We start from the raw sequence: 21,971 nt of genomic DNA on the forward strand, positions 1-21,971 counted from the left end.
CGGCCCGGCGGCAGAGGCGGGACTGTAGTAAAAGTCATAAACGATAGCTCTCGCCATCGTGGGCGAGGTGAGCCGGTGCGTGACGAGTAGAAAATGGCAAAAAGCCTGCAGGCCGGCGCGGCAGCGATGTTGCAAATCCCCCTAGCCAAGCCGCGTCTCTTCCTCTATAGAGCCCAGCAACCCCAACAGAGCGTCTTGTCTCTGGGCCGCTTCGGCGGCGCAACGATATTGAATTCGGAGTACCGATCATGGCAGTGCCAAAACGCAAGACCTCGCCGATGAAGCGCGGCTTCCGCCGCTCGGCAGATGCTCTCGTCGCGGCGTCCTATGTCGAAGACAAGGATAGCGGCGAGCTGCGTCGCCCGCACCACGTCGATCTCAAGACCGGCATGTATCGCGGCCGACAGATTCTCGACGTCAAGAAATAAGCCGTCGCGCCTTGCGCCGGATGTGAGATTTGCGAACGGCCGGTCCCTTGGGGGATCGGCCGTTTTGCTGTGTTGTTCGGCCCGGCGTCACCGCGATCCCGACGCCCCAATCCAAGGACTCCCCATGAGCATGCGCGTTGAATCGGACTCCATGGGCACCATCAACGTGCCAAGCGGCAAGTATTATGGCGCGCAGACGGCGCGCAGCCTGGCCAATTTCGATATTGGCGGCGAAAAGATGCCCAAGGAGATCATCACCGCTTTCGGCATTCTGAAAAAAGCGGCGGCGCTGGCCAATCACAAGCTGGGCCTGCTGGATGAAACCACGCGCGACCTGATCATTGCGGCGGCCGACGAGGTGATCGCGGGGCGGCTGGAAGAGCATTTTCCGCTGGTGGTGTGGCAGACCGGGTCGGGCACGCAATCCAACATGAATGTGAACGAGGTGATTTCCAACCGCGCCATCGAGCTGGCCGGCGGGGTGATGGGTTCGAAAAAGCCGGTGCATCCGAACGATCATGTCAATATGAGCCAGTCGTCCAACGACACCTATCCGACGGCGATGCATATCGCGGCGGTGGCGGCGCTGGAGCATTACCTCTTTCCCCGCGTTGAGCAGTTGCGCGCGACGCTGGCATCGAAGTCGGAGGACTTCATGGATGTGGTCAAGATCGGCCGCACCCATTTGCAGGACGCAACCCCCCTGACGCTGGGGCAGGAGATGAGCGGCTGGGTGGCGCAGATCGAGCTGGCCATCAAGGCGATCAAGGCCAGCCTGCCGCAGCTCATGGAACTGGCGCTGGGCGGGACGGCGGTGGGCACGGGGCTCAATGCCCATCCCGATTACGGCCTCACGGTCGCGGCCGAGATCGCCAAACTGACGGGGCAGGATTTTGTGACCGCGCCCAACAAATACGCGGTGATGGCCGGGCATGACGCCTTTGTGGGGACGTCGGGGGCGCTCAAGCAATTGGCGGCGGCCCTGATGAAGATCGCCAACGATGTGCGCTGGCTGGCCTCGGGCCCCCGTTCGGGCCTGGGCGAATTGAGCATTCCCGAAAACGAGCCGGGCAGCTCGATCATGCCGGGCAAGGTCAATCCAACCCAATCGGAGGCCATGACCATGGTGGCGGTGCAGGTGATGGGCAACGATGCGGCGATCGGCTTTGCCGCATCGCAGGGCAATTTCGAGCTCAACGTGTTCAAGCCGGTGATCGCCTATAATTTCCTGCAATCGGTGCGGCTGTTGGCGGATGCGGCACGCAGCTTCAACGATCACTGCGCCATCGGCATCGAACCGGACCGGGCGCGGATCAAGGAGCTGGTCGACAAGTCGCTGATGCTGGTGACGGCGCTCAACCGTCGTATCGGCTATGACAATGCCGCCAAGATCGCCAAGAGTGCCCACAAGCGCGGCACGACCCTGCGCGAGGAAGCCATTGCGCTGGGCCTGTTGTCCGGGGCGGAGTTCGATGCCGAAGTCAGGCCCGAACAGATGGTGGGCCCGCTCAAGCTGAAGCAATAGCTCACCCATCCCGCATGGCAAACGGAAAGCAGCCATGGGGCCTATTCGCCCGCGTTGTGCTCTGGCATGGTGCGCCGGTTCAGGAGAAACTGCCATGACCGAGACCGTTTATGTTGCGCCCAGTGGCAATCGCCTGCAGCAGCGCCGGGGGCCGTTCATTCCGCCGCTGCTGATCGTGCCCTTCGTGCTCTACAATATCGTGGCTTTCCTGTTCATGGGAGGCTCGCCGGCGGGCTGGCAGCATGGGCTGTTCACCATTGCCATGGTTTCGGGAACGCCCTGGGCCATTACCGCCGGAGATTTCCTTCTGGTCGTGGCGCTGGTGTGCCTGTTTTTCGAAGTGCTGAAATCCACCCGCACCGGCTCGTCCTCGATCGTCGAGCACATGCTCTCGATGGTGGTGTTCGTGCTGTTTCTGATCGAGTTCCTCCTGGCCGGCGCGGCGTCCAGCTCGGTGTTTTTCCTGCTCATGGTGATGTCGCTGATCGACGTGGTGGCGGGCTTTGCGGTGTCGATCACCGGGGCGGGCCGCGACGTGACGATGGGCGGCAACTAGCGCTCAGGCGACGACCGTCCTGCGGTAGCCGGCGGGCATCCTGGTGGCGCCGGCGCCCGCATTGTAGGCGCCCAGTGCACCGGCCACGGTGCCACGGCGGCGCTGGGGCGCCAGATTGTTTCGCGCCGCCAGCAACTGGCTGACAAAGGCTGCCGTAGTCTGGCTGCGGCCCAGGAACGGGCGCGGCGCAGACGGCGCCAGCAGCATGGGCAGGCCAGGTGCCGGATCTGGACGTTTGGGGGTGTCGAAATCGGTCATGTTCGCCTGCCTGTCCCGGAATGGGTCGGACTGTGCCAATGCTGGACAGTTCAACGCGCTGTTGACCAATAGGTGGCAAACGGCGTGCCAGACGTAAACGATTTGTTAACGTTTCGGTCGCATTTCAGGCAATAAAGTTAAAGGCGCCAAGACCGGCATCAGGGCCGGTTCAGAAATTGTCCTTGCCCTTGCGGATGGCCGCGAAAACCTCGGCCGGCGCGGCTCCTTGCAGACCATAGTGGCTGGCAAGGCCGGGATCGTCGGCACGCAGGAACGGATTGGCCTGCTTTTCGGTGCCCAGCAGCGCGGGAATGGTGAAACGGCCGGCCTTGCGCAGTTCGGTGACTTCGGCGGCGCGTTGGCGCAGGGCGGCGTTGTCGGGATCGATGGACAGTGCGAAGGCGGCGTTGCTGGCGGTGTATTCATGGCCGCAATAGATCAGGGTTGCGTCGGGCAGGGCGCGCAATGCCTTGACGCCCTCCCACATCGGGCCGGGGGTGCCTTCGAACATGCGACCGACACCGAGCGAGAACAGCGCGTCTCCGGTGAACAAGTGCCCGCCCACCTTGTCGGAGAAGACGATGTGGCCCAGGGTGTGGCCGGGCGCGGCGTAGATATCGAAAATGGTCTCGCCCAGGGCGATGGTGTCGCCGGCCTCGAGCAAGATGTCCAGGCCGTCGATCTTGTCGGATTCGGCACGGGGGCCGGCAACGCGGGTGACGAACTCGGCCTTGAGTTCGGCCAGCGCCTCGACGTGATCGAGGTGGTGGTGGGTGATGAAGATGTCGGTCAGCGTCCAGCCGCGATGCAGCAGCGCGGTGCGAATGGCGCCGGCCTCGGGCGCATCGATGGCCACCGTGCGCCCGGTTGCGGTATCGTGGGCCAGGTAGCCGTAATTGTCGCTGCGCGCCTCGAACACGTCGACGATCAATGCCATGTTTTTGCTCCCAACCTTGTCGCTGCGCCTGGCAAACTAGGGAGGCGGACGGGACATGGCAATGGCGCATTAGACAAGTGGGCGCGCGTTTGGCACAGTCGCTTGCATGACCAGCGATGTCTCGCGCCTGATCGCCTATTACAAATCGCCCCTGGGGCGGATTTCGCGTGCCCTGGTGCGCGAACAGATCGCGGGCCTCGCCGGCGACGTGCGCGGGCAGCGCGTGCTGGGGCTGGGCTTTGCCACGCCTTACCTGCGGTTCACGCTGGAGCGGGCCGAACGGGTGCTGGCCTTCATGCCGGCGCGCCAGGGCGCCTCGGCCTGGCCGCGCGAGGGGCCGTCGCGCACGGTCTTGTGCGACCCGCTGGAAATGCCGCTGACCGATGCTGCCATCGATCTGACCATTGCCGTGCATGCGCTGGAGCATATCGCGGACGCCGAAGAGCTGATGCGCGAACTCTGGCGGGTGACAGCGCCGAACGGGCGGCTGATCATCGTGGTGCCGCGGCGGCGCGGCATCTGGGCGCAGCGCGACAATACCCCGTTCGGCACCGGCAATCCCTATTCCGCCGGGCAGCTGGAGCGGCTGTTGCGCGACCACAGCTTCGTGCCCGAAGGCTGGCGCGACGGGCTGTTCCTCCCCCCATTCCAGAGTGCGCTGGTGCTCAAGTCGACGCGCTTCTTCGAGCGGGCCGGGCGGCTGCTGGGGCCGGCAATGTCGGGGGTGATTTGCGTCGTGGCGCGCAAGCAGGCCTTTCCGGCGGTGCCGCGGCGCAAGCGCGAGGAACGCTTCGTGCGCGTGCCGGAGCTGAACCCGGCCACGGCGCGGTCGGGGTAGCGCCACGATCCGCCTCCCTGCTCCGTCGCGGGGGCAGATGTGTGGCAGGGAGCCGTCGGCAGATGCGATATCGCTTTGCCATCCGGGCGCGCTTTGACTATGGTCCGGCCGGCTTCCCTGACCCCCGAACCATCATGTCCCCTCGTCCCACGCCGCAGCCCGGCATTCTCGATATCGCGCCCTACCTGCCCGGCAGGGCCGGCGCGCCCGGCAGCACGGCGATCAAGCTGTCGTCCAATGAGAGCCCGCTGGGCGCTTCGCCCCTTGCCATTGCGGCATTTGCCTCGGCGGCCGAGCACCTGGAGATCTACCCCGAAGGCTCCTCGAAAATCCTGCGCGAGGCGCTGGGCGAGGTGCATGGCATTGCTGCGGACCGCATCGTTTGCGGCAATGGCTCGGACGATCTGCTGCATTTGCTGGCGCAATGCTATCTGGGCGCGGGTGACGAGGCAGTGATGAGCCAATATGGCTTTTCCATCTATCCCATCGTCACCACGGCGGCGGGCGCGCGCATCGTTCCGGCGGCGGAGGCCGACTATACCGCCGATGTCGATGCGCTGCTGGCGGCAGTGACCGAGCGCACCAGAATGGTGTTTCTGGCCAATCCCAACAATCCGACCGGCACGTATCTCTCGGCGTCCGAGGTGGCGCGGCTGCATGCGGGCTTGCGGCCGGACATCCTTCTCGTCATCGACAGCGCCTATGCGGAATATGTGACGGCGCCGGACTATTCGGTGGGGATCGATCTGGTCGAGCAAGCCGACAATGTCGTGATGGTGCGCACGTTTTCCAAGATGGGGCTGGCGGCGGCGCGGATCGGCTGGCTGTATGGTCCGGCCCATCTGGTGGACGCGATCAACCGCATCCGCGGGCCATTCAACGTCAATCTGCCGGCGCAGTTGGCGGGGGCGGCGGCGGCGCGCGATACCGAGTTCACCCAAAGGCTGCGGGCGCACAATGCGCGCTGGCGCGAATCGCTGAGCGCGCAACTGGGCTCGAACGCCATGCGGGTGATCCGCAGCGAGGCCAATTTCATCCTGGTGCTGTTTGCCAGCTCGGCCGAGGCCGATGCGGCGTTCGAGGCGCTGTGGGACAAGGGCTTGATCGTGCGCCAGCTTGGCGCGGCCTATGGCATTGCCAATGGCTTGCGGATTTCCATTGGTACGGAAGCGGCGATGCGCGGCGTGCTCGAAACTCTTCAGAACCGGATTGTTGCCGCATGAGCGTCAAATTTCGCAAGCTCGCCTTGATCGGCATCGGGCTGATCGGCTCCTCCATCGCGCTGGCGGCACGGCGACAGGGCCTGGCCGAGGTCATCGCCATTTCCACCCGCAAGGGGGAAACCCTGGAAGAGGCGCGGGTGCTGGGCCTGGGCGATATCTATACGCTGGACGCGGCCGAGGCCGTGCGGGGCGCGGATCTGGTGATCCTCTGCACGCCGGTCGGCGCCTATGACGGCGTGATGACTACGATCGCCCCGGCCTTGGCGCCCGGCGCCATCCTGTCGGATGTGGGCTCGGTCAAGCAGCACGTGGTCAAGGTGCTGGCGCCGCTGACACCGGCAAGCGTCAGCCTCATTCCCGGCCATCCCATTGCCGGAACGGAGCATTCGGGACCGTCAGCGGGGTTTGCCGAATTGTTTGCCGGCCGCTGGTGCGTGTTGACGCCGGGGCCGGAGGTTGCTCCCGAGCCAGTGCAAAAGCTGACGGCGTTCTGGGCGGCCATGGGCAGCCATGTGGAAACCATGGATGCCGGCCACCACGACATGGTGTTGGCCATTACCAGCCATATTCCGCATCTGGTCGCCTACAATATCGTGGGCACGGTCGCGGATCTCGAAGCGGCGACGCAGTCCGAAGTCATCAAGTTCTCGGCTTCGGGGTTCCGCGATTTTACCCGGATCGCCGCCTCCGACCCGGTGATGTGGCGCGATGTGTTCCTGACCAATCGCGACGCCGTGCTGGAAATGCTGGGGCGGTTTTCCGAAGATCTGTCGGTGCTGCAGCGGGCTGTGCGCACCGGGGACGGTCCCGGCCTGGAGGCCATGTTCACCCGCACGCGCGCGATCAGGCGCTCGATCATCAGCGCCGGCCAGGAAACCGCGGCGCCCGATTTCGGCCGTCCGCATGAGGCGACGCCGATGCCGGCGGCCCCAGACTTCGTGCGCGAACACGGCGGCGGGGACGACGCCTAAAACAGCGGTGGGACCGAAGCGATCGGCAGCAGGCCCGAAGAAATGGTGCCGCTGCGAAAGTTCAACGTATTGGCATGGGTGCCGTCCGGTGCGGGATTGCCGAGCACCAGGGTGCGATAAGGCTCCAGCAGAAAAGGCTCGATGCGTTCGGCCACCTTGGTAGAGGCAATGTCGATCTGGCCATCAAGAAGGCCCTGGGCATCGAGCTCCAGGCTCCCCGAGGCTTTGAGATCGCTGTCGGCATCGGTACCATGGGCCGAGACCAGCTTGAGCTGACCGCCGGCGGCGCGCCAATTGAGCAGTGCGGCCGGATCGCCCAGGAGGCGCACGTCATCGGGCAGGCGGCTGACTTCAACCTCGATTTCGGCATTGCCGGTGGTGATGGTGAAGCCGGGTGCTACCACGTCCCTGGCCTGGACATAGCCGGCCAGGGCGGCAAGGCCGGTTGCGGCATCGTACTGCTCGGGAATGTCGCCAAGCTGCAGATCGAGCAGGGACGCCTTCGCGATCAATTGTTCGCCCAGCAGGGTATCGGTCCAGTCGAGATCGCGGGCGGACAGGGACAGGCGGGCGAGGCGCCAGCCATCGAGCCGCCCGCTGGCTTCCAGCCCGGAAAACTGGATCGTGCTGCGCGAGCCGGTGAAGGCATCGACCAGGCCGACCGGGCCGAGCGCCGAGGCCAGCACATGGGTGGGACGATAGACCAATGCGCTGGCGCGAATGCCGGCGATATCGACGACCAGATCACCCGCGATGATCTGCGCCGCGCCGCAAGCGGCATCGAGGCGGAAGGGAAAGCCGGAAATGTCGAGCGTCGTGCAGGTCAGGCGTGGCGTGGTGATGCCATCGGCCTCGGCCAGGACTTCGATATTGGTGCGCACCTGGCCGGACAGATAGAGCCAGGCGCACGACCACAACACGACCACGACGATGACGGCGACAAGAAGCCAGATGATTCGTTTCATGGCCCTGTTCTATCCTTGCCACTGGCTGGACTAAAGGGCATCGGCGCGGCAAAAGCGGGTGTGGCCATCCCGTGCCCGGAGGCGATCGGTAGATGGCTTTGCCTGAGATGACGAGCCCGGCGCCAACCCACTGGGTGTTCGGCTATGGCTCGCTGATGTGGAATCCCGGCTTTGCCCATGTGTCGAGCCAGTTGGCGTTGTTGCACGGCGCGCATCGCGGCCTGTCGGTATATTCGCACGATCACCGGGGCACGCCGCAACAGCCGGGCCTGGTCTTCGGGCTCAGCCGCGGCGGGGCCTGCCGGGGCATGGCGTTCGAGGTGCTCGATGCCGATTGGGCCGGCGTGCGGGCCTATCTGCTGGTGCGCGAAAAGGGCAATGGCATCTATCGCGAGGCGCTGCGCCCGGTGCGGCTGGATGATGGGCGCGTCGTTGACGCGCTGAGCTTTGTGGTCGATGAGCGCCATGCCCAATATGCACGCGATCTGAGCCTTGAGCAGCAGGTGCTGATCGTGCGCAGCGCCACGGGCGAATCAGGCAGCAATGTCGATTACGTGCTGCAGACGGCGCGGCGGCTGAGGCAGTTAGGCATCAGGGATCGGCAGATCATGGCGCTGGCGGCTTTGCTGGAGGGTGCCGCGTCCAGCGCGTGATCAGGCTGCCGACAGGGCCTGCATCGGCTCGGCGCCTTCAAGGTCCCAGATGGTGCGCAGATGATCGCTTTCCGCGCCGGGCGTGAGCAGGCGAAAGACCCGGTCGGCACAATCCAGCGCCAGGCGAAAGCGGGAGCGGCTCAGCGGGTCACCGACCAGATCGGCGCTCGAGCCGACCCAGAGCGGATGGCTGCCCTTGGCGATGAGGTAGAGGTCGGACGGGGTCATGGCGAAGTGTTCGAGATTTTCCCCGATCAGGCCATAGGTACGGCCGGAGCGGCCCGTCCAGCTGACAAGGCGGGCAAATCCCGATGCTTTGAGCTGCTGCGCGTCGAGCGATGCCATTCCCCATGCCCTCTTTTCAAACAAGAACAAAAATGGAACAAAATGCAAAGGATGTCAAGACGCATCTACCATGATATCCATATCTATGGCTATTCTCGGTCATGTCGTCAACATGTAGTGTTCAGGCGGCCGTCTTCGGGGCCTGTCTGCGGCTTGAGATGGCGGCGCTCAAGCGTCCATCGAGCGGGCGCGACAGGCCGTTTTCCACGGCGCCCAGAATCAGGGCGTCCGAGGTGGTTTCGATGGCGCTCTTCAGGCGCTCCAGGAATATATCGGGGGCCAGGCCCGCTTCGATGGGCGGCAGGAACTGGGCCTGCGCCAGGCCGGGCCAGATCACCGCGCTGTTGCGGCCCCAGAACAGGCCCGAATTGAGCGCCACGGGCACCACGGGCACCTTGAGTTCGCCATAGAGCCGGGCGATGCCATATTTGTAGTCCGCCGGCGCGAGCGGCGCCTTGCGCGTGCCCTCGGGAAAAATGACGATGCGGCAGCCACGCTCCACGGCGGCATGGGCCTGGCGCATCATTTCGGGAATGGCATGGGCGCCCTTGCGGCGGTCCACTTCGATGCAGTCGAGGGAGCGCGCGGCCCAGCCGAAAAACGGGATGCGCATCAACTCCTTCTTGACGATATAGGCCGGCCGGACGGCATGGGGAAAAATGGCGAAGACGTCCCAATCGCTCTGATGCTTGGCGGCGATGATGCAGCCGCCGGGGGGAATGTTTTCGAGCCCCGAGACCTGCGTGCGCACGCCGGCCACGGCGCGCAACAGGACCAGATTGGAGCGGCACCAGTATTTGGCCAGTTCCCAGCCGATTCTGGTGCGGCCGGCGACCAGAGCCAGGGTGCCGATGACGACCGCGACCACGAAGGTCTGGCCGATGAACAGCACGTAGAACAACGCCGAACGGATGGCCTGGATGATCATGGACTGCGGTTCTCCACCAGCCTGGCGCTGGGTGTTATGCAACGGCGCGGGCCTGGCTATGGTTCACGAGGTCTGCGACAGGAAGCGGCGCACCGTCAGCCGGGAGGTGATGGCGGTCAAGGCGGCAATCACGGGAATGACGGCGGCGATGCCGACAATGCCATCGGTGCCCAGCGCGAACCGGCCAAACAGGATGCCGACCTGGGCGCTGGCGGCGCTGGACAACACATTGCCGGCGCCGGTGCCGACAATGACAAAAAACAGGGTTGCCGCCACCGCGCCGAGCAATCCTCCCTGCAGGCCAATGGACAGGAACCGGCCCTGGAACTCACCGGCGATGAACTTGTTGGAGGCGCCGATATAGTGCAGCACATCGACGATTTCGCGATTGGAGGCCATGGCGCCCCGCGTGGCAAAGATGATGGCAAGCACGGTGGCGACGCCGATCAGGCCCAGCACCATCAGGCCGGACAGCACGATGGCGCCGGCCATGGTGTTGAGCTGCTGGCGCCAGGCGGCGTGGGTATCCAGGCTCGCGCCCTTGACCACGGCCAGGTCGCGGCCGAGTTTTTCGATGTCGGCATCCACCGGATCGCCCAGCTGCACCACGACCAGGCGGGGAATTTCGATGACGCTGAGGTCAAGGCCCGCGCCCAGCCAGGGCTCGATCAGCTGCTGGCTTTCCTCGATGCTGAGCGGGCGCGCCGAGGCGACGCCGGGGGTGGCTTCGGCCAAAGCCACGGCAGTGCGCAGGTTGGAGTCCATCACCTCGCCTTCGACCGGGCGGATCTGGATGGTGACCTCGCGGCCCACATCGGCGGACCAGGCGATAGCAGATTTCTGCACCAGCACCACGCCGCCCAGGGTGACGGCGGACAAAAAGCTCATGATGGTGATCATCAGCAGCAGCGTGCGGCCCGCGACGCTGCGCTCGGGCACGATGGGGGCGGCGCCGCCGCGTCGGGGCAACAGGGATTTGAGGGCCTTGAAGAGCTCAAGCATGGATCACCAGTTCGCCCTTGGACAGCAGCATGCGCGGATAGGAAAACTGATCGAGCAGCGGCAGTTCGTGCGTCGCGAGGATAATCGTCATGCCCAGCGTGCGGTTGAGTTCGGCGAACAGATGCACCAGCCGGCTGGAGAGATCGGGATCGACATTGCCGGTGGGCTCATCGGCCAGCAGCACCTTGGGGCGGGCGATGACGGCGCGGGCAATGGCGGCGCGCTGCTTTTCGCCGCCCGACAGCAGCGAGGGCAGGGCATTCATGCGCTCGCCCAGCCCCACCCATTCGAGCAGTTCGGTGACATTGGGGCGATATTCGCTTTCGGGCTGGCCGAGCACGCGTAGCGGCAGGGCAACGTTTTCGAAGGTGGTCAGGTGGTCGAGCAGGCGAAATTCCTGGAACACGATGCCGATATGGCGGCGCATCTGCAGCAGCCGGTCTTGGGTCAGATGGGTCACGTCCTCCCCGAACATGGTGACGCTGCCGCGGGAGGGCTTGAGCGACAGCAGCAAGAGGCGCAGCAGGCTGGTCTTGCCGGCGCCCGAGGGGCCGGTGAGGAAATGAAACGAGCCGGGCGCAATGGAAAAGCTCAGATCCCGCAGAATTTCCGGGCCATTGCCATAGCGCAGGCCGACATCGGAAAACTCGATCAATCCATCAGGCTCCACGCTCATTCCCCTCGCGCCGCCGGTTGCGGGCAACCGAATCAATCGGCGATCCGATCATAACAGGGACATAGGCCGCTGTGCCGCAAGGGCAGGCCAATGGGGCGCGAATGCGGTGCAAATATGGTTCGCCAGCCCTGTGCGGACATGGATTCGGGGAGTCTTAACACCATCGGCCTAGGGTTGGCGCCAACATGCCCATTCACAGCGCATCGTGCCCATGATCATCAGCTGCCCGCACTGCGAGACGCGCTACCAGGTGACCTATGAGGCCATCGGGGCGAGCGGTCGCAAGGTGCAGTGCGCCCATTGCCAGAAGGCCTGGTCGCAGGGGCCGCTCGATCCCGAGCCGATCGAGGATGCCGACCTGGCAGTGCGCAAGGTGGCCGAGGATGCCTCGGACGAAGCGCTGGCGGCCGAGGAACGGCGCGTCGCCGCCGAAGTGGCCGAACGCCTGGCCAATCTGGCTAGGGCCCGGCAGGCCGAAGAAAAGGACACAGAGCCCGCAAAGGTTGATCCGGCGCTGATGCGCAAGCGGCAGCGCGCGTTTTCGCGCCGCCACCACGACATGGTGGCCAAACTGCCGATGGCGCGGGTGCAGCGCGTTTCACGCGTTCTCGGGTGCTTGGTGCTGGTGGGCCTGGGCGCGGGAAGCTATTTCGGGCGGGTGCAAATGGTCGAGCAGTTTCCGGCCATGGCGGGCGTTTACGCTGCGGTTGGCCTGCCGGTCAATGTGCTGGGGCTGCAGTTCAAGGGGTTGACGACGCTGCGCACGCTGCGCGACGGCAAGGAAGTGCTGATCGTTTCGGCCGACATCATAGGCTTGCAAAAAATGCCGGTGCCGGTGCCGGCGGTCGTGGTGACGCTGCTCGATGCGGGCGGAACCGGTATCTATGAATGGAGCGTGGCGCCCGAGGCGGCCGATCTGATGACCGGGGAGCACACGCGTCTTGAAACCCAGTTGCCGCTGCCGCCCAGCACTGCGGCGCGGGTCAGGTTGAGTTTTACCGGCGGTGGCTCGGCGCGCAGCGCTGCGCCGATCCCCCCTGTCGCGGAGGACCATTGATGGCCCGTATCCTGGTTGCAGAAGACGACGATTCGGTGCGCGCCTTCGTGGTCAGCGCATTGGGCATGCGCGGGCATGAGGTGGTCGCCGTCCAGGATGGCGGGCTGGCGGCCGAAATGGTTGAAGAAGAGCAAGGCCGGTTCGACCTGCTGCTGTCGGACATCAAGATGCCGATCATGGACGGGATTGCGCTGGCGCTGACCGTGGGGGCCAGCTATCCGGACATCGTCATCGTGCTGATGACCGGGTTTGCCGACCAGCGCGAGCGGGCCCATGGGCTGGACGCCTTGATCTACGATGTGATCGTCAAGCCGTTCACGCTGGCCGACCTTTTGGCCAAGGTGGACGATGCGCTGGCCGGGCGACCGGTCGAAGTGGTCTCGCTGGGACGCCAGGCGCGCGACGAATAGGCGCGCCGGCCCGGCATCGTCACACCCAATCGGGAACGCTATCGAGCGCCAGAAGCTCGGCGATGGATTTGCGCGGGCGGATGACGTGGTGGCGCGAGCCGTCCACCAGGACTTCGGGGATCAGGGCGCGCGAATTGTAGGTCGAGGCCATGACGGCGCCATAGGCGCCGGCGCTCATGACGGCGAGCAGGTCGCCTTGCCTGACGCCGGGCATGGTGCGGGCCTTGGCCAGGTAATCGCCGGTTTCGCAGACCGGGCCGACGATATCGGCGGTGATCGGCGCCAGGTTGGAATGGTTGACCGGCTGGATGTCGTGATGGGCTTCATAGAGCGTGGGGCGGATCAGATCGTTCATCGCCGCATCGACGATGACGAAACTGATGCCGCCCTCCTTCACATATTCGACTTTGGTGACCAGGATGCCGGCATTGCCGACCAGCAACCGGCCGGGCTCGATCACGAGAGTGCAGCCGAGCGGTCCGATCTTGTCGCGAACGACGGCGGCATAGGCCTCGGGCGAAGGCGGGGCAGCCGCGGTTTCATCGTAGGGAATGCCCAGGCCCCCGCCGACGTCGACATGCTCGATGGCATGGCCATCGGCGCGCAAGGCGCGCACCAGGTCGGCAAGCAGGCCAAAGGCGGTGTCAAAAGGGTGCAGGTCGGTCAATTGGGAGCCGATATGCATGTCGATGCCGACGGCCTCGACATTGGGCAATTGGGCGATGCGGGCATAGACCGCGCGGGTACGGGCCAGGGGAATGCCGAACTTGCTTTCGGCCATGCCGGTCGAAATCTTGGCATGGGTCCTGGCATCGACATCGGGATTGATGCGCACCGAGACGCGGGCGGTCCTGCCCAGGTCGGCGGCCACCATGGAGAGCCGCTCGAGTTCGGGTTCGCTCTCGACATTGAAGCACTTGATGCCAGCTTCGAGCCCACGTCGCATTTCGGCAATGGTCTTGGCGACGCCGGAAAAAACGATCGTGTCCGGGGCGATGCCGGCAGCCAGGGCGCGCTCGAGCTCGCCCAGCGAGACAACGTCGGCGCCGGCGCCCTCGCTGGCCATCAGCTTGAGCACGGCCTGGTTGGAATTGGCCTTCATGGCATAGGCGAGCAGGGTGGGAATGCCCGCGAATGCGGCTTTGACGGCACGAACCTGGTGGCGCAAAGCGGCGCTGGAATAAACGTAGAACGGGGTGCCGACTGCTGCCGCCAGGGCGTTCAGGTCGAGGTCTTCGGCGAACAACGTGCCGTCGCGGTGCTGGAAATGGTGGACCAAGGCGTTTCCTCAGGAATTTCCCCACCCACGATGTTTTCCCGGCGCAGGCCGGGTCCATCTTGAGACTGCGGGATTGGCGGCATTTCAGGATGGATTCCGGGCTGCACCGGAATGACATCAAAAGGGTTGGGCGTGTCGAGCAAGACCTCTAATCCACGTCGGGAAAAAACGAAAGCCCGGCCCTTCACGCGGCGCCGTAAGCTGCATCGATCCGGGCCGCGACCAGGGCCTGCAATTGCCACAGATGGGGATCATGGATGCCCAGGATTTCGAGGTGGCTGACGGTGGCAAACAGGTATTCGGCCATCGAGCCGCGGGTGCCCACGGCAGTGGCCAGGACATCGGCGACCTGTTCGACGCTGAGCCCCGAGACGTAGCGGCCGCTATGGCGATCGATGCAGAAGGTCAGCGCGCGAATGGTGCGCTCGCCGCTTTGCACGCTGACCCAGCGCGGCGGAAAGGGCGAGGGCCACCAGCCCATTTCGCGTTCCAGCAGGCTGACCAGATTATCGTTTATCGCGTCGGCCGGGATGCGATAGAGCACGCCCTTGCAGGCACCGCCGCGATCGAGCGCCAGCATCAGGCCAGGCGTCTTGTCGCTGCCGCGATAGCGATTGTTCCAGCCCAGGCAAAACGAGCGGTGCCAGCCGCGCACCAGGCCGGTGCGCATCTCGACGAACGCGCAGGCCGGTTTCCAGATCAGCGAGCCATAGGCAAAAAACCAGATCTCGCCGATCTCGGGCTCCTGCCCCAAAAGGTCGGCAATGGTGCCGAGATGATCCTCGCGCGTCGCCTGGATCATGCCGGCGGGCGGCGCGGGCAGGTTTTCCTCGATCGTTTCGGGTTGCAGGAGAGCCACGTGGCGCTCGGTCAGGGCCATGGTCCGAAGCGGCTTAGCCATCGCCGCGCGCTTCCAGACGCCCCGCCTCGATGCGGTCGGCCACCAGGCCCTGCAGGCGCCAGAGATAACGGTCATGAATGCCCAATTCCTCCAGCTTGAGGACGGTGGCGTGCAGATAGTCCGCCATCGAGCCGCGAAAGCCGCAGGCCGTGGCGAGTACGTCGGCAGTGGCCTCGGGCGAGAGGCCTCCGATATAGCGCGGGCTGCGGCGGTTCATGGCGAAGGTCAGCGCCCAGACCGGGCCATCAAGGGTGCGCACCGAGATCCAGCGGCCGGGAAAGGCGGTGGGGACCATGCTCATTTCGCGGCGGATCAGGACGTCGAGGTGCTGGCGCGCGGTTTCGGGCGCCAAGCGGTGCACGACGCCCTTGCATTGGCCGCCCCGGTCGATCGCCAGCATCAGGCCGGGGGTCTCCCGCGTGCCGCGAAAGCGATAGTCCCAGCCCAGAGTGAACGAGCGATGCCAGCCATGAGCGAGACCGGTGCGCTGTTCGGTAAAGGGATAGCAGGGGTTCCAGATCAGCGAGCCATAGCCGAAGATCCAGATGTCGTCCGGCGTCGGCGCCGTCGCCAGCAGGCGCTCGATCTCGGCGTCGTAGTCGGCAGCCTCGGCGGGCCGAAAGCCGTCCAGCAGCATCGGCCCCGGATCGGGGATGTCGCGATGCACATGGGCGATGTGGTCAGGGGTCAGGCGCAGACGGGTTTGCATGGCTCCACCATCAGGCGGCGAGCAATTTTATTCAACCCCGCCGTCGCCATGGCCGCCATGCCTGGCCTTGCGCAGGACGCGTGGCTCGTGCGGCTCGCCGGTCAACAGGGTTTTCCAGCGCGCCGCCTGGAGGGCGACATTGGCCGGTGCGGTGCCGCCATAGGATTGGCGGGCGGCAACGGAGGCCTCGACCGTCAAAACCTTGTGGACGCGCGAATCGATGCGCGGATCGACGAACTTGAAATCCTCGATGGTGAGCCCTTCAAGGCCACAGCCTTTCTGTTCGGCCAGGGCCACGATATTGCCGGTGATGTGGTGGGCATCGCGGAACGGGATGTTGAGCTGGCGCACCAGCCAGTCGGCGATGTCGGTGGCCGTGGAGAAGCCGGCGCTGGCCGATTGGCGCATGCGCGCGCGATTGGCCGTCAGGTCGCCGATCATGCCGGTCATGGCGGCCAGCGACAGGGACAAGGAATCCAGCGCGTCGAAGGCGACTTCCTTGTCTTCCTGCATGTCCTTGGAATAGGCCAGCGGCAGGCCCTTCATGACGATCAAAAGGCTCGTCAGCGCCCCCACGATGCGGCCGATCTTGGCGCGCACCAGTTCGGCAGCATCGGGATTGCGCTTTTGCGGCATGATGGACGAGCCGGTGGTGAATTTGTCGCTGAGCGTAACGAAGCCGAACTGGGCCGAGGACCAGATCACCATTTCCTCGGCCAGGCGCGACAGGTGCATGGCGCAGATCGACGCGGCGGCCAGCGTTTCCAGGATGAAATCGCGGTCGGAGACGGCGTCGAGCGAATTGGCGGTGGGGCGATCAAAGCCGAGCGCTTGGGCGCTCATGTGCCGGTCGATCGGATAGGGCGTGCCGGCCAGAGCCGCCGAGCCGAGCGGGGATTCATTGAGGCGCGCCCGGGCGTCCTTGAGCCGCCCGGCATCGCGGCCGAGCATTTCCACATAGGCCAGCAGGTGATGCCCGAAGGTCACCGGCTGGGCGCTTTGCAGATGGGTGAAACCGGGCATGATGGTGTCGGCTTCGTCCTCGGCGCGCTCCACCAAAGCCAGTTGCAAGGTGGTGACCTGGCTCACCAGGGTGTCGATGGTGTCGCGGACATAAAGCTTGAAATCGGTGGCTACCTGGTCGTTGCGCGAGCGGGCGGTATGCAGGCGCCCCGCTGCATCGCCGATCTTTTCGCGCAAGCGCGCCTCCACATTCATGTGAATGTCCTCGAGCGCGCGCGAAAAGGTGAAGCGGCCGGTCTCGATCTCGTCGAGCACCTCGGCTAGACCCGCGGTGATGGCGTCGCAATCGGCCTGCGTCAGTATGCCCGTCGCGGCGAGCATTGTGGCATGGGCGATCGATCCGGCAATATCGTGCCGATACAGTCGTTGATCGAAGCCGATCGAAGCGTTGATTTCTTCCATGATGGCATCGGGGCCGGCGCTGAAGCGTCCGCCCCACATCTTGTTGCTCATCAAACTATCCCCGGGAATTGCCTATGACCGAAACCAGCCTGCCCGTCGCGCCCAAACCGAACCGATTGCGCTGGCTGATCGCGGGAGGGCTTGCCGCCGTGACGGTAGCTATAGTCATCTGGTTTTTGCTTAGCAATGGCGGGGCAGAGGCCAGGGAATGCCCGGCGCAGGCCGCTGCGGCCAAGGCGATCGGCGACGCCGCGGTAGGGGAACTGGCCGCGCTCAACGGCACGGGCGAGGGGCGGGGCTATGCGCGCCTGGCGTTCAAGGATGCGGCGGGCGCCGATATCGATATCGCCGATTTCAAGGGCCGCGCCCTGCTGGTCAATTTCTGGGCCAGCTGGTGCATTCCCTGCCGGGAGGAAATGCCGGCGCTCGATGCATTGGCGGCCAAGTATAATTCGGACGCCTTCATGGTGCTGCCCATCAACCTCGATATCGGGGAAGGCGGGCTCGACAAGGCCAAGGCGTTCCTGGCCGACAATGGGTTTGCCAACCTGCCGCTTTATGCCGACAACAGCTTTGTCGCCTTCGAGCGGCTCAAGCAGCAGGCAGTGGCGGTGGGCTTGCCGGCAACCCTGATCCTGGACCAGAACGGGTGCGAACTGGCGGTGCTGCAAGGGCCGGCCCATTGGGACACGCCGGACGGCCATGCGGTGGTCGATGCCCTGTTGGCGCTTAAAAGCTAGATCAGGCGATCGACGGCGGCGCCATTGTCGATGACCGGCGCCTCGCCGATGCCGGTTGGAGAGGCAAGCGCGCTTTCGGCGGTCTGCTCCTCGACGGCGGTTTGCAGGGCCATGCGCAGTTCGGCGACCTTGGCGAGTTCGGCCGCAGCGGGCGTCTGCAGGCGATCGACGATGCGATTGATCATCACGGATGGGCCGATGGCGGCGGCGTTGCTCATGATCGATCCTTCCGTTTCAGGCGAGCTTATCCACCTTGGTGCCCTGGCCCGGCGGTGGAGCGGCAAGAGCGGTTTCCATAAGGGTGGTGACGACGCTGGTGTCCAGTTCGACGCTTTTCTTGAAGATGGCCGTTTGGATGCTGCTTTGCGTGCCGGCAGTGCGGGCGGCGACGAGTTGCGTTGACAGATCGGAATCCAAGAATGCCTCCCGTGGCGGGATGTCCAAGCCGCAAGGATACCCCCGCCGCGTAAACAAAAGCTTGGGCGATCGGCTCAATTGGTATCAATAGCGATGGCCGGCGGTCAGCTGTCCTTGCGCAGGTCGCCGTAATTGCCGGGCACCCAGAGCACGTCCTTGTCGCCATTGCCATTGGCCACCCGGCTCAGCACGAACAGCAGGTCGGACAGTCGATTGAGGTAGCGGACCGCCTCGGGATTGGTGTCGGGCTCGATGCTGGCCAGTTCCACCACGAGGCGCTCGGCGCGGCGGGTCACGGTGCGCGCGACATGGAACCCTGCCGCCAGCGGGGTACCGCCTGGCAGCACGAAGCTTTTGAGCGGGCTCAGGCTGTCGTTGAAATGATCGATCTGCTTTTCGAGCCAGAGCGTCTGCACGGCGGTGATCCGCAGCGATGCGGGGGCCGCCGGATCGTCCTTGCCGGGGGTGGCGAGGTCGGAGCCGACATCGAACAGATCGTTCTGGATGCGGCCCAGTATCCCGTCGATCTTGGGCATGGAGCCGGTGCCGAGCCGGGCCTGGCCGATACAGGCATTGGTCTCATCGACCGTGCCATAGGCCTCGATGCGCAAATCGAACTTGGCGCGTCGCGGGCCGCGGACCAGGCCGGTGGTGCCGTCGTCGCCGGTTTTGGTATAAATCTGGTTGAGCTTGACCATCAGCGCTGACCCCCGCCGAAGAAATACAGCGCCCCCAGCAGCAGCGCCAAGGCAACCCCCTGGCCGATGACGCGCAGGCGCATCAGGCGCTGGCTGGTATTGCCGGGGCCGCCCTTGAGCATGTTCCACAGGCCGAGCCCGAGAATCACCACCACGAAGAGCAGAGCGAGCGCGATGGCGATATTGAGGAGGGTCTGCATGCTGTCCTGCCGATTGCGGGGCCATGCCCCTAAAAACTGGACCCATTGATATGATGTGTCAGGCCATCGGCCAATGCGTCATAGATGGCACGAATGCGGTGGTTGGTGAACAGTTCCTTGTGGGTCGTCAACCAGATCGGCAGGGCCGGGATGGCGAGGTCGAACGGGAGCACAACGATCCCCGGCGTCCGTTGGGCCAGAGATCGTTGGGCAAAGCCGATGCCGAGGCCGGCGCGAACCAGTTCCCAAAGTTGGGTCTGGCTATCGGTGCGCAGCACGAACTGCTCGCGCCGCAGCGGCAGGCCGATGCGTTTGGCATGCGCCAGGATCGCATCCGAGCGGTCATAGCCGATCATATCGTGGCTGCGCAGATCGGCCGCCCTGGCGGGCGTGCCGCGACGGGCGAGGTAGCTTTGGTGGGCGCAAGGCACGATGGGAATCTCGCCAAGCTTTTTGGTGACCAGCTCCAATTGCGTCGGCCGAAACATGCGGATGGCGATATCGGCCTCGCGCAGCAGCAGGTTTTCGGCAGAGTCGGTGGGCACGGTCTCGATGGCGATGGCGGGGTAGCGCTCGCGGATCGGCTGCAGGACAATGGGCAACACATAGTTTGACGTTACGGTGCTGGCGGTGATGCGCACCGTGCCGGAAAATTCGGCCTGCGCGCCCGCGGCCATGATCGCGGCCTGCGCCAATGCGGTTTCGGCCGCGGCCACCGGCTCATAGAGCCGCAGCGCTGCGGCATTGGCCTTGAGGCCGTTTAGGGTGCGCTCGAACAGCGACAGCTCGAGCGCTTGTTCCAGCGCCTCGATGTGACGGCCCAGGGTCGGCTGCGACAGTCCAAGCTCGCGGGCGGCGGCGGACAGCGATCCGGTCTTGACCACTGCCGAAAAACTGCGCCACAGCGACCAGTCCGGTTCTCTATTCATTTTTGAAGGTCGACTCTACGCGAACGGGGAATGGTCCAACACTAATGCATGGCGTAGCTTCGGTCCATTACCAAGGAGATTGAGATGAGCAAGGGCAAGGTTACGGTTTTGGGCAGTAACGGCCATATCGGCCACCACGCGGCGCAAGCTTTTCAGGATGCCGGGTGGGCGGTGACGGCGTTCGGGCGCAACGATCGCAAGCCGATCGCGGGCGTGCGCTTTGTCGCCGGCGACGCGGCCGATCCTGGCGCGCTGACAGCGGTGATCGCCGAAGCCGATATCGTGGTCAACGCCCTCAACCTGCCTTACGACAAATGGGACAGGGGACGCGCCGAGGCGCAACTGGCGATGGTCATCGCGGCGATGGGCACGAGTGACAAGACCATGATGTATCCCGGCAATGTCTATAATTTTGCCGCCAGCGACCGGCGCATCATGCCGTCCACGCCGCAGGAGCCGCAGACCCCGCGCGGCGCTATCCGGGTGCGGCAGGAACAGATGCTGGCCGAGGCGGCCAAAGCCGGCAAGTTCCAGGTCATTATCATTCGTGCCGGGGATTTCTATGGTCCGGGCAATAGCGGTGATTGGTTCGACCAGGCAATGATGCTGGATGTCGCCAAAGGCAGGATCCATCACATGGCCGCGCTGGCGATGAGCCATTGCTGGGCCTACCTGCCGGATTTGGGCGGGGCGTTTGCCCGAGTGGCAGACGTCCGCAGCACGCTGGCGGACTTCGAGAATTTTCACTTCGCCGGCCATTATGTCACCCATGCCGTCTTGATGCAGGCAATCGCGCAATGCGCGCCGCTGCCGCTCAAAGTAACGCCGATGCCCTGGATGATCCTGCAGGCGATGGGGCTGGTCAGGCCCGTGATCCGTGAGGTGGTGAAAATGCGCTATCTGTGGAACAATCCGATGGAACTGATCGACCCACGGCTCGACGCGATCCTGGGGCCGCAGTTTGGCACGCCCTTCGCCCAAGCCGTGCAAGCGGCGACGCGGCAGTTCCATGCGGCACGGCAGGCGGCCTAGAACCCCAATTCGTGCCGGATGTCCTGCGGGGTCCGGCCGGCATTGCGCAGATCCTGCAAGCTTGGTGATCCCTGCGATTTGCTGAGCTTCTTGCCGTCTTCGCCCAGGACAAGCCGGTGGAAGGCATATATCGGCGAGGGCAGGCCGAGCAGGAATTGCAGCAGCACATGGATGTCGGTCGAGGCCTGCATGTCGCGACCGCGCGTGACGTGGGTCACGCCCTGGGCGGCATCGTCGACGACAACGCTGAGGTGATAGCTGGTCGGGGTGTCCTTGCGCTGCAGCACCACATCGCCCCAGCGCTCGGGGCGGGCATAACGGATTTGCGGGCGATCGCGCAGGGTGGGGCCGATCTGGGTGAAGCTCAGCGGGCCGGTCATGGCAATGGCGCGGACCAGGTCCAGCCGATATTGCGCGCGATCGCCCCGGCCCAGCCGTTCAGCAATTTCGGCCGGCGGCAAATGCCGGCAGGTCCGGGCATAGAGCGGGGCATCATCGGGATCGGTGCCGGTGGCGTCGGCGGCAATCCGGGTGCGCGAACAAAAGCAGGGATAGAGCAGGCCCATATCGCCCAATCTGTCGGCTGCCTGGGCATAGGTGGGCAGATGCTCGCTCTGGCGCCACACCGGTTCGGGCCAGCGCAGGCCAAGCCAGCCCAGGTCCGCAAGGATCGCATCGGCAAATTCGGGTTTACAGCGGGCCGGGTCGATGTCTTCGATCCGCAGCAGCGCCGTGCCCCGCAGTTCGGATGCGGCCTGCCAGGTCCACAGCGCCGAATAGGCGTGACCCAGGTGCAGCAGCCCGTTAGGGCTGGGCGCAAAGCGCAAGATGGGGCGAAACGACATGGTACATCCTCTCCATAGCCCTAG

At 64.8% G+C, this 21,971-nt stretch carries 29 protein-coding genes; 11 read left to right on the forward strand and 18 right to left on the reverse strand.

The annotated features are described in order from the left end of the window. Nucleotides 1-248: 248 nt before the first annotated feature. The 3 genes from rpmF (at nucleotide 249) to ACFE8X_RS15620 (ending at nucleotide 2,509) form a co-directional block, all read left to right on the forward strand. Complete coding sequence (rpmF, locus tag ACFE8X_RS15610; protein WP_375452421.1) at nucleotides 249-428, forward strand: 50S ribosomal protein L32; 180 nt, start codon at nucleotides 249-251, stop codon at nucleotides 426-428. 124 nt (nucleotides 429-552) lie between these two features. Beyond that, nucleotides 553-1,953, forward strand: coding sequence for a class II fumarate hydratase (fumC, locus tag ACFE8X_RS15615; RefSeq protein ID WP_375452422.1), 1,401 nt, complete (start codon nucleotides 553-555; stop codon nucleotides 1,951-1,953). A gap of 214 nt (nucleotides 1,954-2,167) precedes the next feature. Then, the gene (locus ACFE8X_RS15620; RefSeq protein WP_375452468.1) at nucleotides 2,168-2,509 is read left to right on the forward strand and encodes a hypothetical protein; all 342 of its coding nucleotides are present in this window, start codon (nucleotides 2,168-2,170) and stop codon (nucleotides 2,507-2,509) included. A gap of 3 nt (nucleotides 2,510-2,512) precedes the next feature. Here the strand turns inward: ACFE8X_RS15620 and ACFE8X_RS15625 are convergent, their stop codons facing one another. Continuing rightward, nucleotides 2,513-2,767, reverse strand: coding sequence for a hypothetical protein (locus ACFE8X_RS15625; RefSeq protein WP_375452423.1), 255 nt, complete (start codon nucleotides 2,765-2,767; stop codon nucleotides 2,513-2,515). Between the two features lie 169 nt (nucleotides 2,768-2,936). Continuing rightward, on the reverse strand, nucleotides 2,937-3,704 hold the full coding sequence (gene gloB / locus ACFE8X_RS15630; RefSeq protein ID WP_375452424.1) for a hydroxyacylglutathione hydrolase: 768 nt from the start codon (nucleotides 3,702-3,704) through the stop codon (nucleotides 2,937-2,939). Between the two features lie 106 nt (nucleotides 3,705-3,810). Between gloB and ACFE8X_RS15635 the strand changes: the two genes are divergently transcribed. The 3 genes from ACFE8X_RS15635 to ACFE8X_RS15645 all read left to right on the forward strand — a co-directional run bounded on the left by ACFE8X_RS15635 (nucleotide 3,811) and on the right by ACFE8X_RS15645 (nucleotide 6,736). Continuing rightward, nucleotides 3,811-4,542 carry a class I SAM-dependent methyltransferase gene (locus ACFE8X_RS15635; protein ID WP_375452425.1) on the forward strand — a complete coding sequence of 244 codons (732 nt, stop codon included), beginning with the start codon at nucleotides 3,811-3,813 and terminating at the stop codon, nucleotides 4,540-4,542. A 134-nt stretch (nucleotides 4,543-4,676) separates the two neighbouring features. Further along, a complete protein-coding gene (hisC, locus tag ACFE8X_RS15640) occupies nucleotides 4,677-5,765 on the forward strand; it encodes a histidinol-phosphate transaminase (RefSeq protein ID WP_375452426.1) in 1,089 nt (362 codons plus the stop codon). Further along, nucleotides 5,762-6,736 (forward strand): prephenate/arogenate dehydrogenase family protein, encoded by a 975-nt coding sequence (locus ACFE8X_RS15645; protein WP_375452427.1) that lies wholly within the window; start codon nucleotides 5,762-5,764, stop codon nucleotides 6,734-6,736. Before hisC ends, ACFE8X_RS15645 begins: the two co-directional genes overlap by 4 nt. Here the strand turns inward: ACFE8X_RS15645 and ACFE8X_RS15650 are convergent. After that, nucleotides 6,733-7,701 (reverse strand): DUF2125 domain-containing protein, encoded by a 969-nt coding sequence (locus tag ACFE8X_RS15650; RefSeq protein WP_375452428.1) that lies wholly within the window; start codon nucleotides 7,699-7,701, stop codon nucleotides 6,733-6,735. The genes ACFE8X_RS15645 and ACFE8X_RS15650 overlap by 4 nt on opposite strands. A 92-nt stretch (nucleotides 7,702-7,793) precedes the next feature. Here ACFE8X_RS15650 and ACFE8X_RS15655 point away from each other — a divergent pair, with 92 nt between their 5' ends. After that, on the forward strand, nucleotides 7,794-8,354 hold the full coding sequence (locus ACFE8X_RS15655) for a gamma-glutamylcyclotransferase (RefSeq protein ID WP_375452429.1): 561 nt from the start codon (nucleotides 7,794-7,796) through the stop codon (nucleotides 8,352-8,354). Here the strand turns inward: ACFE8X_RS15655 and ACFE8X_RS15660 are convergent, their stop codons facing one another. The 4 genes from ACFE8X_RS15660 to ftsE all read right to left on the reverse strand — a co-directional run bounded on the left by ACFE8X_RS15660 (nucleotide 8,355) and on the right by ftsE (nucleotide 11,284). After that, complete coding sequence (locus ACFE8X_RS15660; RefSeq protein ID WP_375452430.1) at nucleotides 8,355-8,699, reverse strand: hypothetical protein; 345 nt, start codon at nucleotides 8,697-8,699, stop codon at nucleotides 8,355-8,357. It lies immediately after the preceding gene. A 121-nt stretch (nucleotides 8,700-8,820) separates the two neighbouring features. Next, a complete protein-coding gene (locus tag ACFE8X_RS15665) occupies nucleotides 8,821-9,627 on the reverse strand; it encodes a lysophospholipid acyltransferase family protein (protein WP_375452431.1) in 807 nt (268 codons plus the stop codon). A 63-nt stretch (nucleotides 9,628-9,690) separates the two neighbouring features. Continuing rightward, nucleotides 9,691-10,629, reverse strand: a complete 939-nt coding sequence (locus tag ACFE8X_RS15670; protein ID WP_375452432.1) for a cell division protein FtsX — start codon at nucleotides 10,627-10,629, stop codon at nucleotides 9,691-9,693. Beyond that, nucleotides 10,622-11,284, reverse strand: a complete 663-nt coding sequence (ftsE, locus tag ACFE8X_RS15675; RefSeq protein ID WP_375452469.1) for a cell division ATP-binding protein FtsE — start codon at nucleotides 11,282-11,284, stop codon at nucleotides 10,622-10,624. The genes ACFE8X_RS15670 and ftsE overlap by 8 nt, the downstream gene beginning before the upstream one ends. Nucleotides 11,285-11,516: 232 nt before the next feature. On the opposite strand from ftsE, the gene ACFE8X_RS15680 reads away from it, so the two are divergent. After that, nucleotides 11,517-12,362, forward strand: coding sequence for a zinc-ribbon domain-containing protein (locus ACFE8X_RS15680; RefSeq protein WP_375452433.1), 846 nt, complete (start codon nucleotides 11,517-11,519; stop codon nucleotides 12,360-12,362). Further along, nucleotides 12,362-12,772: a response regulator gene (locus ACFE8X_RS15685; RefSeq protein WP_375452434.1), complete on the forward strand. Its 411-nt coding sequence runs from the start codon at nucleotides 12,362-12,364 to the stop codon at nucleotides 12,770-12,772. Before ACFE8X_RS15680 ends, ACFE8X_RS15685 begins: the two co-directional genes overlap by 1 nt. Before the next feature lie 19 nt (nucleotides 12,773-12,791). Here ACFE8X_RS15685 and lysA read toward each other — a convergent pair whose 3' ends face one another. The 5 genes from lysA to argH are packed head-to-tail and all read right to left on the reverse strand — an operon-like array spanning nucleotide 12,792 to nucleotide 17,137. Then, nucleotides 12,792-14,051, reverse strand: a complete 1,260-nt coding sequence (lysA, locus tag ACFE8X_RS15690; RefSeq protein ID WP_375452435.1) for a diaminopimelate decarboxylase — start codon at nucleotides 14,049-14,051, stop codon at nucleotides 12,792-12,794. Beyond that, nucleotides 13,994-14,194 (reverse strand): hypothetical protein, encoded by a 201-nt coding sequence (locus tag ACFE8X_RS15695; RefSeq protein ID WP_375452436.1) that lies wholly within the window; start codon nucleotides 14,192-14,194, stop codon nucleotides 13,994-13,996. Before ACFE8X_RS15695 ends, lysA begins: the two co-directional genes overlap by 58 nt. Before the next feature lie 41 nt (nucleotides 14,195-14,235). After that, nucleotides 14,236-14,952, reverse strand: coding sequence for a gamma-glutamylcyclotransferase (locus ACFE8X_RS15700; protein ID WP_375452437.1), 717 nt, complete (start codon nucleotides 14,950-14,952; stop codon nucleotides 14,236-14,238). Further along, nucleotides 14,945-15,661 carry a gamma-glutamylcyclotransferase gene (locus ACFE8X_RS15705; protein ID WP_375452438.1) on the reverse strand — a complete coding sequence of 239 codons (717 nt, stop codon included), beginning with the start codon at nucleotides 15,659-15,661 and terminating at the stop codon, nucleotides 14,945-14,947. Before ACFE8X_RS15705 ends, ACFE8X_RS15700 begins: the two co-directional genes overlap by 8 nt. Before the next feature lie 27 nt (nucleotides 15,662-15,688). Continuing rightward, complete coding sequence (argH, locus tag ACFE8X_RS15710) at nucleotides 15,689-17,137, reverse strand: argininosuccinate lyase (RefSeq protein WP_375452439.1); 1,449 nt, start codon at nucleotides 17,135-17,137, stop codon at nucleotides 15,689-15,691. 23 nt (nucleotides 17,138-17,160) lie between these two features. On the opposite strand from argH, the gene ACFE8X_RS15715 reads away from it, so the two are divergent. Beyond that, a complete protein-coding gene (locus ACFE8X_RS15715) occupies nucleotides 17,161-17,826 on the forward strand; it encodes a TlpA disulfide reductase family protein (RefSeq protein ID WP_375452440.1) in 666 nt (221 codons plus the stop codon). On the opposite strand, the gene ACFE8X_RS15720 is transcribed toward ACFE8X_RS15715, so the two are convergent. The 5 genes from ACFE8X_RS15720 to ACFE8X_RS15740 all read right to left on the reverse strand — a co-directional run bounded on the left by ACFE8X_RS15720 (nucleotide 17,823) and on the right by ACFE8X_RS15740 (nucleotide 20,070). Further along, entirely contained in the window at nucleotides 17,823-18,044 is a 222-nt protein-coding gene (locus ACFE8X_RS15720; protein WP_375452441.1) for a hypothetical protein, read from the reverse strand. The genes ACFE8X_RS15715 and ACFE8X_RS15720 overlap by 4 nt on opposite strands. A gap of 16 nt (nucleotides 18,045-18,060) precedes the next feature. After that, nucleotides 18,061-18,243 carry a hypothetical protein gene (locus ACFE8X_RS15725; protein WP_375452442.1) on the reverse strand — a complete coding sequence of 61 codons (183 nt, stop codon included), beginning with the start codon at nucleotides 18,241-18,243 and terminating at the stop codon, nucleotides 18,061-18,063. 104 nt (nucleotides 18,244-18,347) lie between these two features. Then, nucleotides 18,348-18,941: a cob(I)yrinic acid a,c-diamide adenosyltransferase gene (locus tag ACFE8X_RS15730; RefSeq protein WP_375452443.1), complete on the reverse strand. Its 594-nt coding sequence runs from the start codon at nucleotides 18,939-18,941 to the stop codon at nucleotides 18,348-18,350. Then, nucleotides 18,941-19,141, reverse strand: a complete 201-nt coding sequence (locus ACFE8X_RS15735) for a twin transmembrane helix small protein (protein WP_375452444.1) — start codon at nucleotides 19,139-19,141, stop codon at nucleotides 18,941-18,943. Before ACFE8X_RS15735 ends, ACFE8X_RS15730 begins: the two co-directional genes overlap by 1 nt. 29 nt (nucleotides 19,142-19,170) lie before the next feature. Beyond that, nucleotides 19,171-20,070 carry a LysR family transcriptional regulator gene (locus tag ACFE8X_RS15740; RefSeq protein WP_375452445.1) on the reverse strand — a complete coding sequence of 300 codons (900 nt, stop codon included), beginning with the start codon at nucleotides 20,068-20,070 and terminating at the stop codon, nucleotides 19,171-19,173. An 84-nt stretch (nucleotides 20,071-20,154) separates the two neighbouring features. Between ACFE8X_RS15740 and ACFE8X_RS15745 the strand changes: the two genes are divergently transcribed. Further along, nucleotides 20,155-21,102: an NAD-dependent epimerase/dehydratase family protein gene (locus ACFE8X_RS15745; RefSeq protein ID WP_375452446.1), complete on the forward strand. Its 948-nt coding sequence runs from the start codon at nucleotides 20,155-20,157 to the stop codon at nucleotides 21,100-21,102. Here ACFE8X_RS15745 and gluQRS read toward each other — a convergent pair. Beyond that, nucleotides 21,099-21,947: a tRNA glutamyl-Q(34) synthetase GluQRS gene (gluQRS, locus tag ACFE8X_RS15750; RefSeq protein ID WP_375452447.1), complete on the reverse strand. Its 849-nt coding sequence runs from the start codon at nucleotides 21,945-21,947 to the stop codon at nucleotides 21,099-21,101. The genes ACFE8X_RS15745 and gluQRS overlap by 4 nt on opposite strands. Nucleotides 21,948-21,971 lie beyond the last annotated feature (24 nt).

It is taken from the genome of uncultured Devosia sp. (genome assembly GCF_964244875.1).
In the GTDB taxonomy this organism is placed as follows: Bacteria; Pseudomonadota; Alphaproteobacteria; order Rhizobiales; family Devosiaceae; genus Devosia.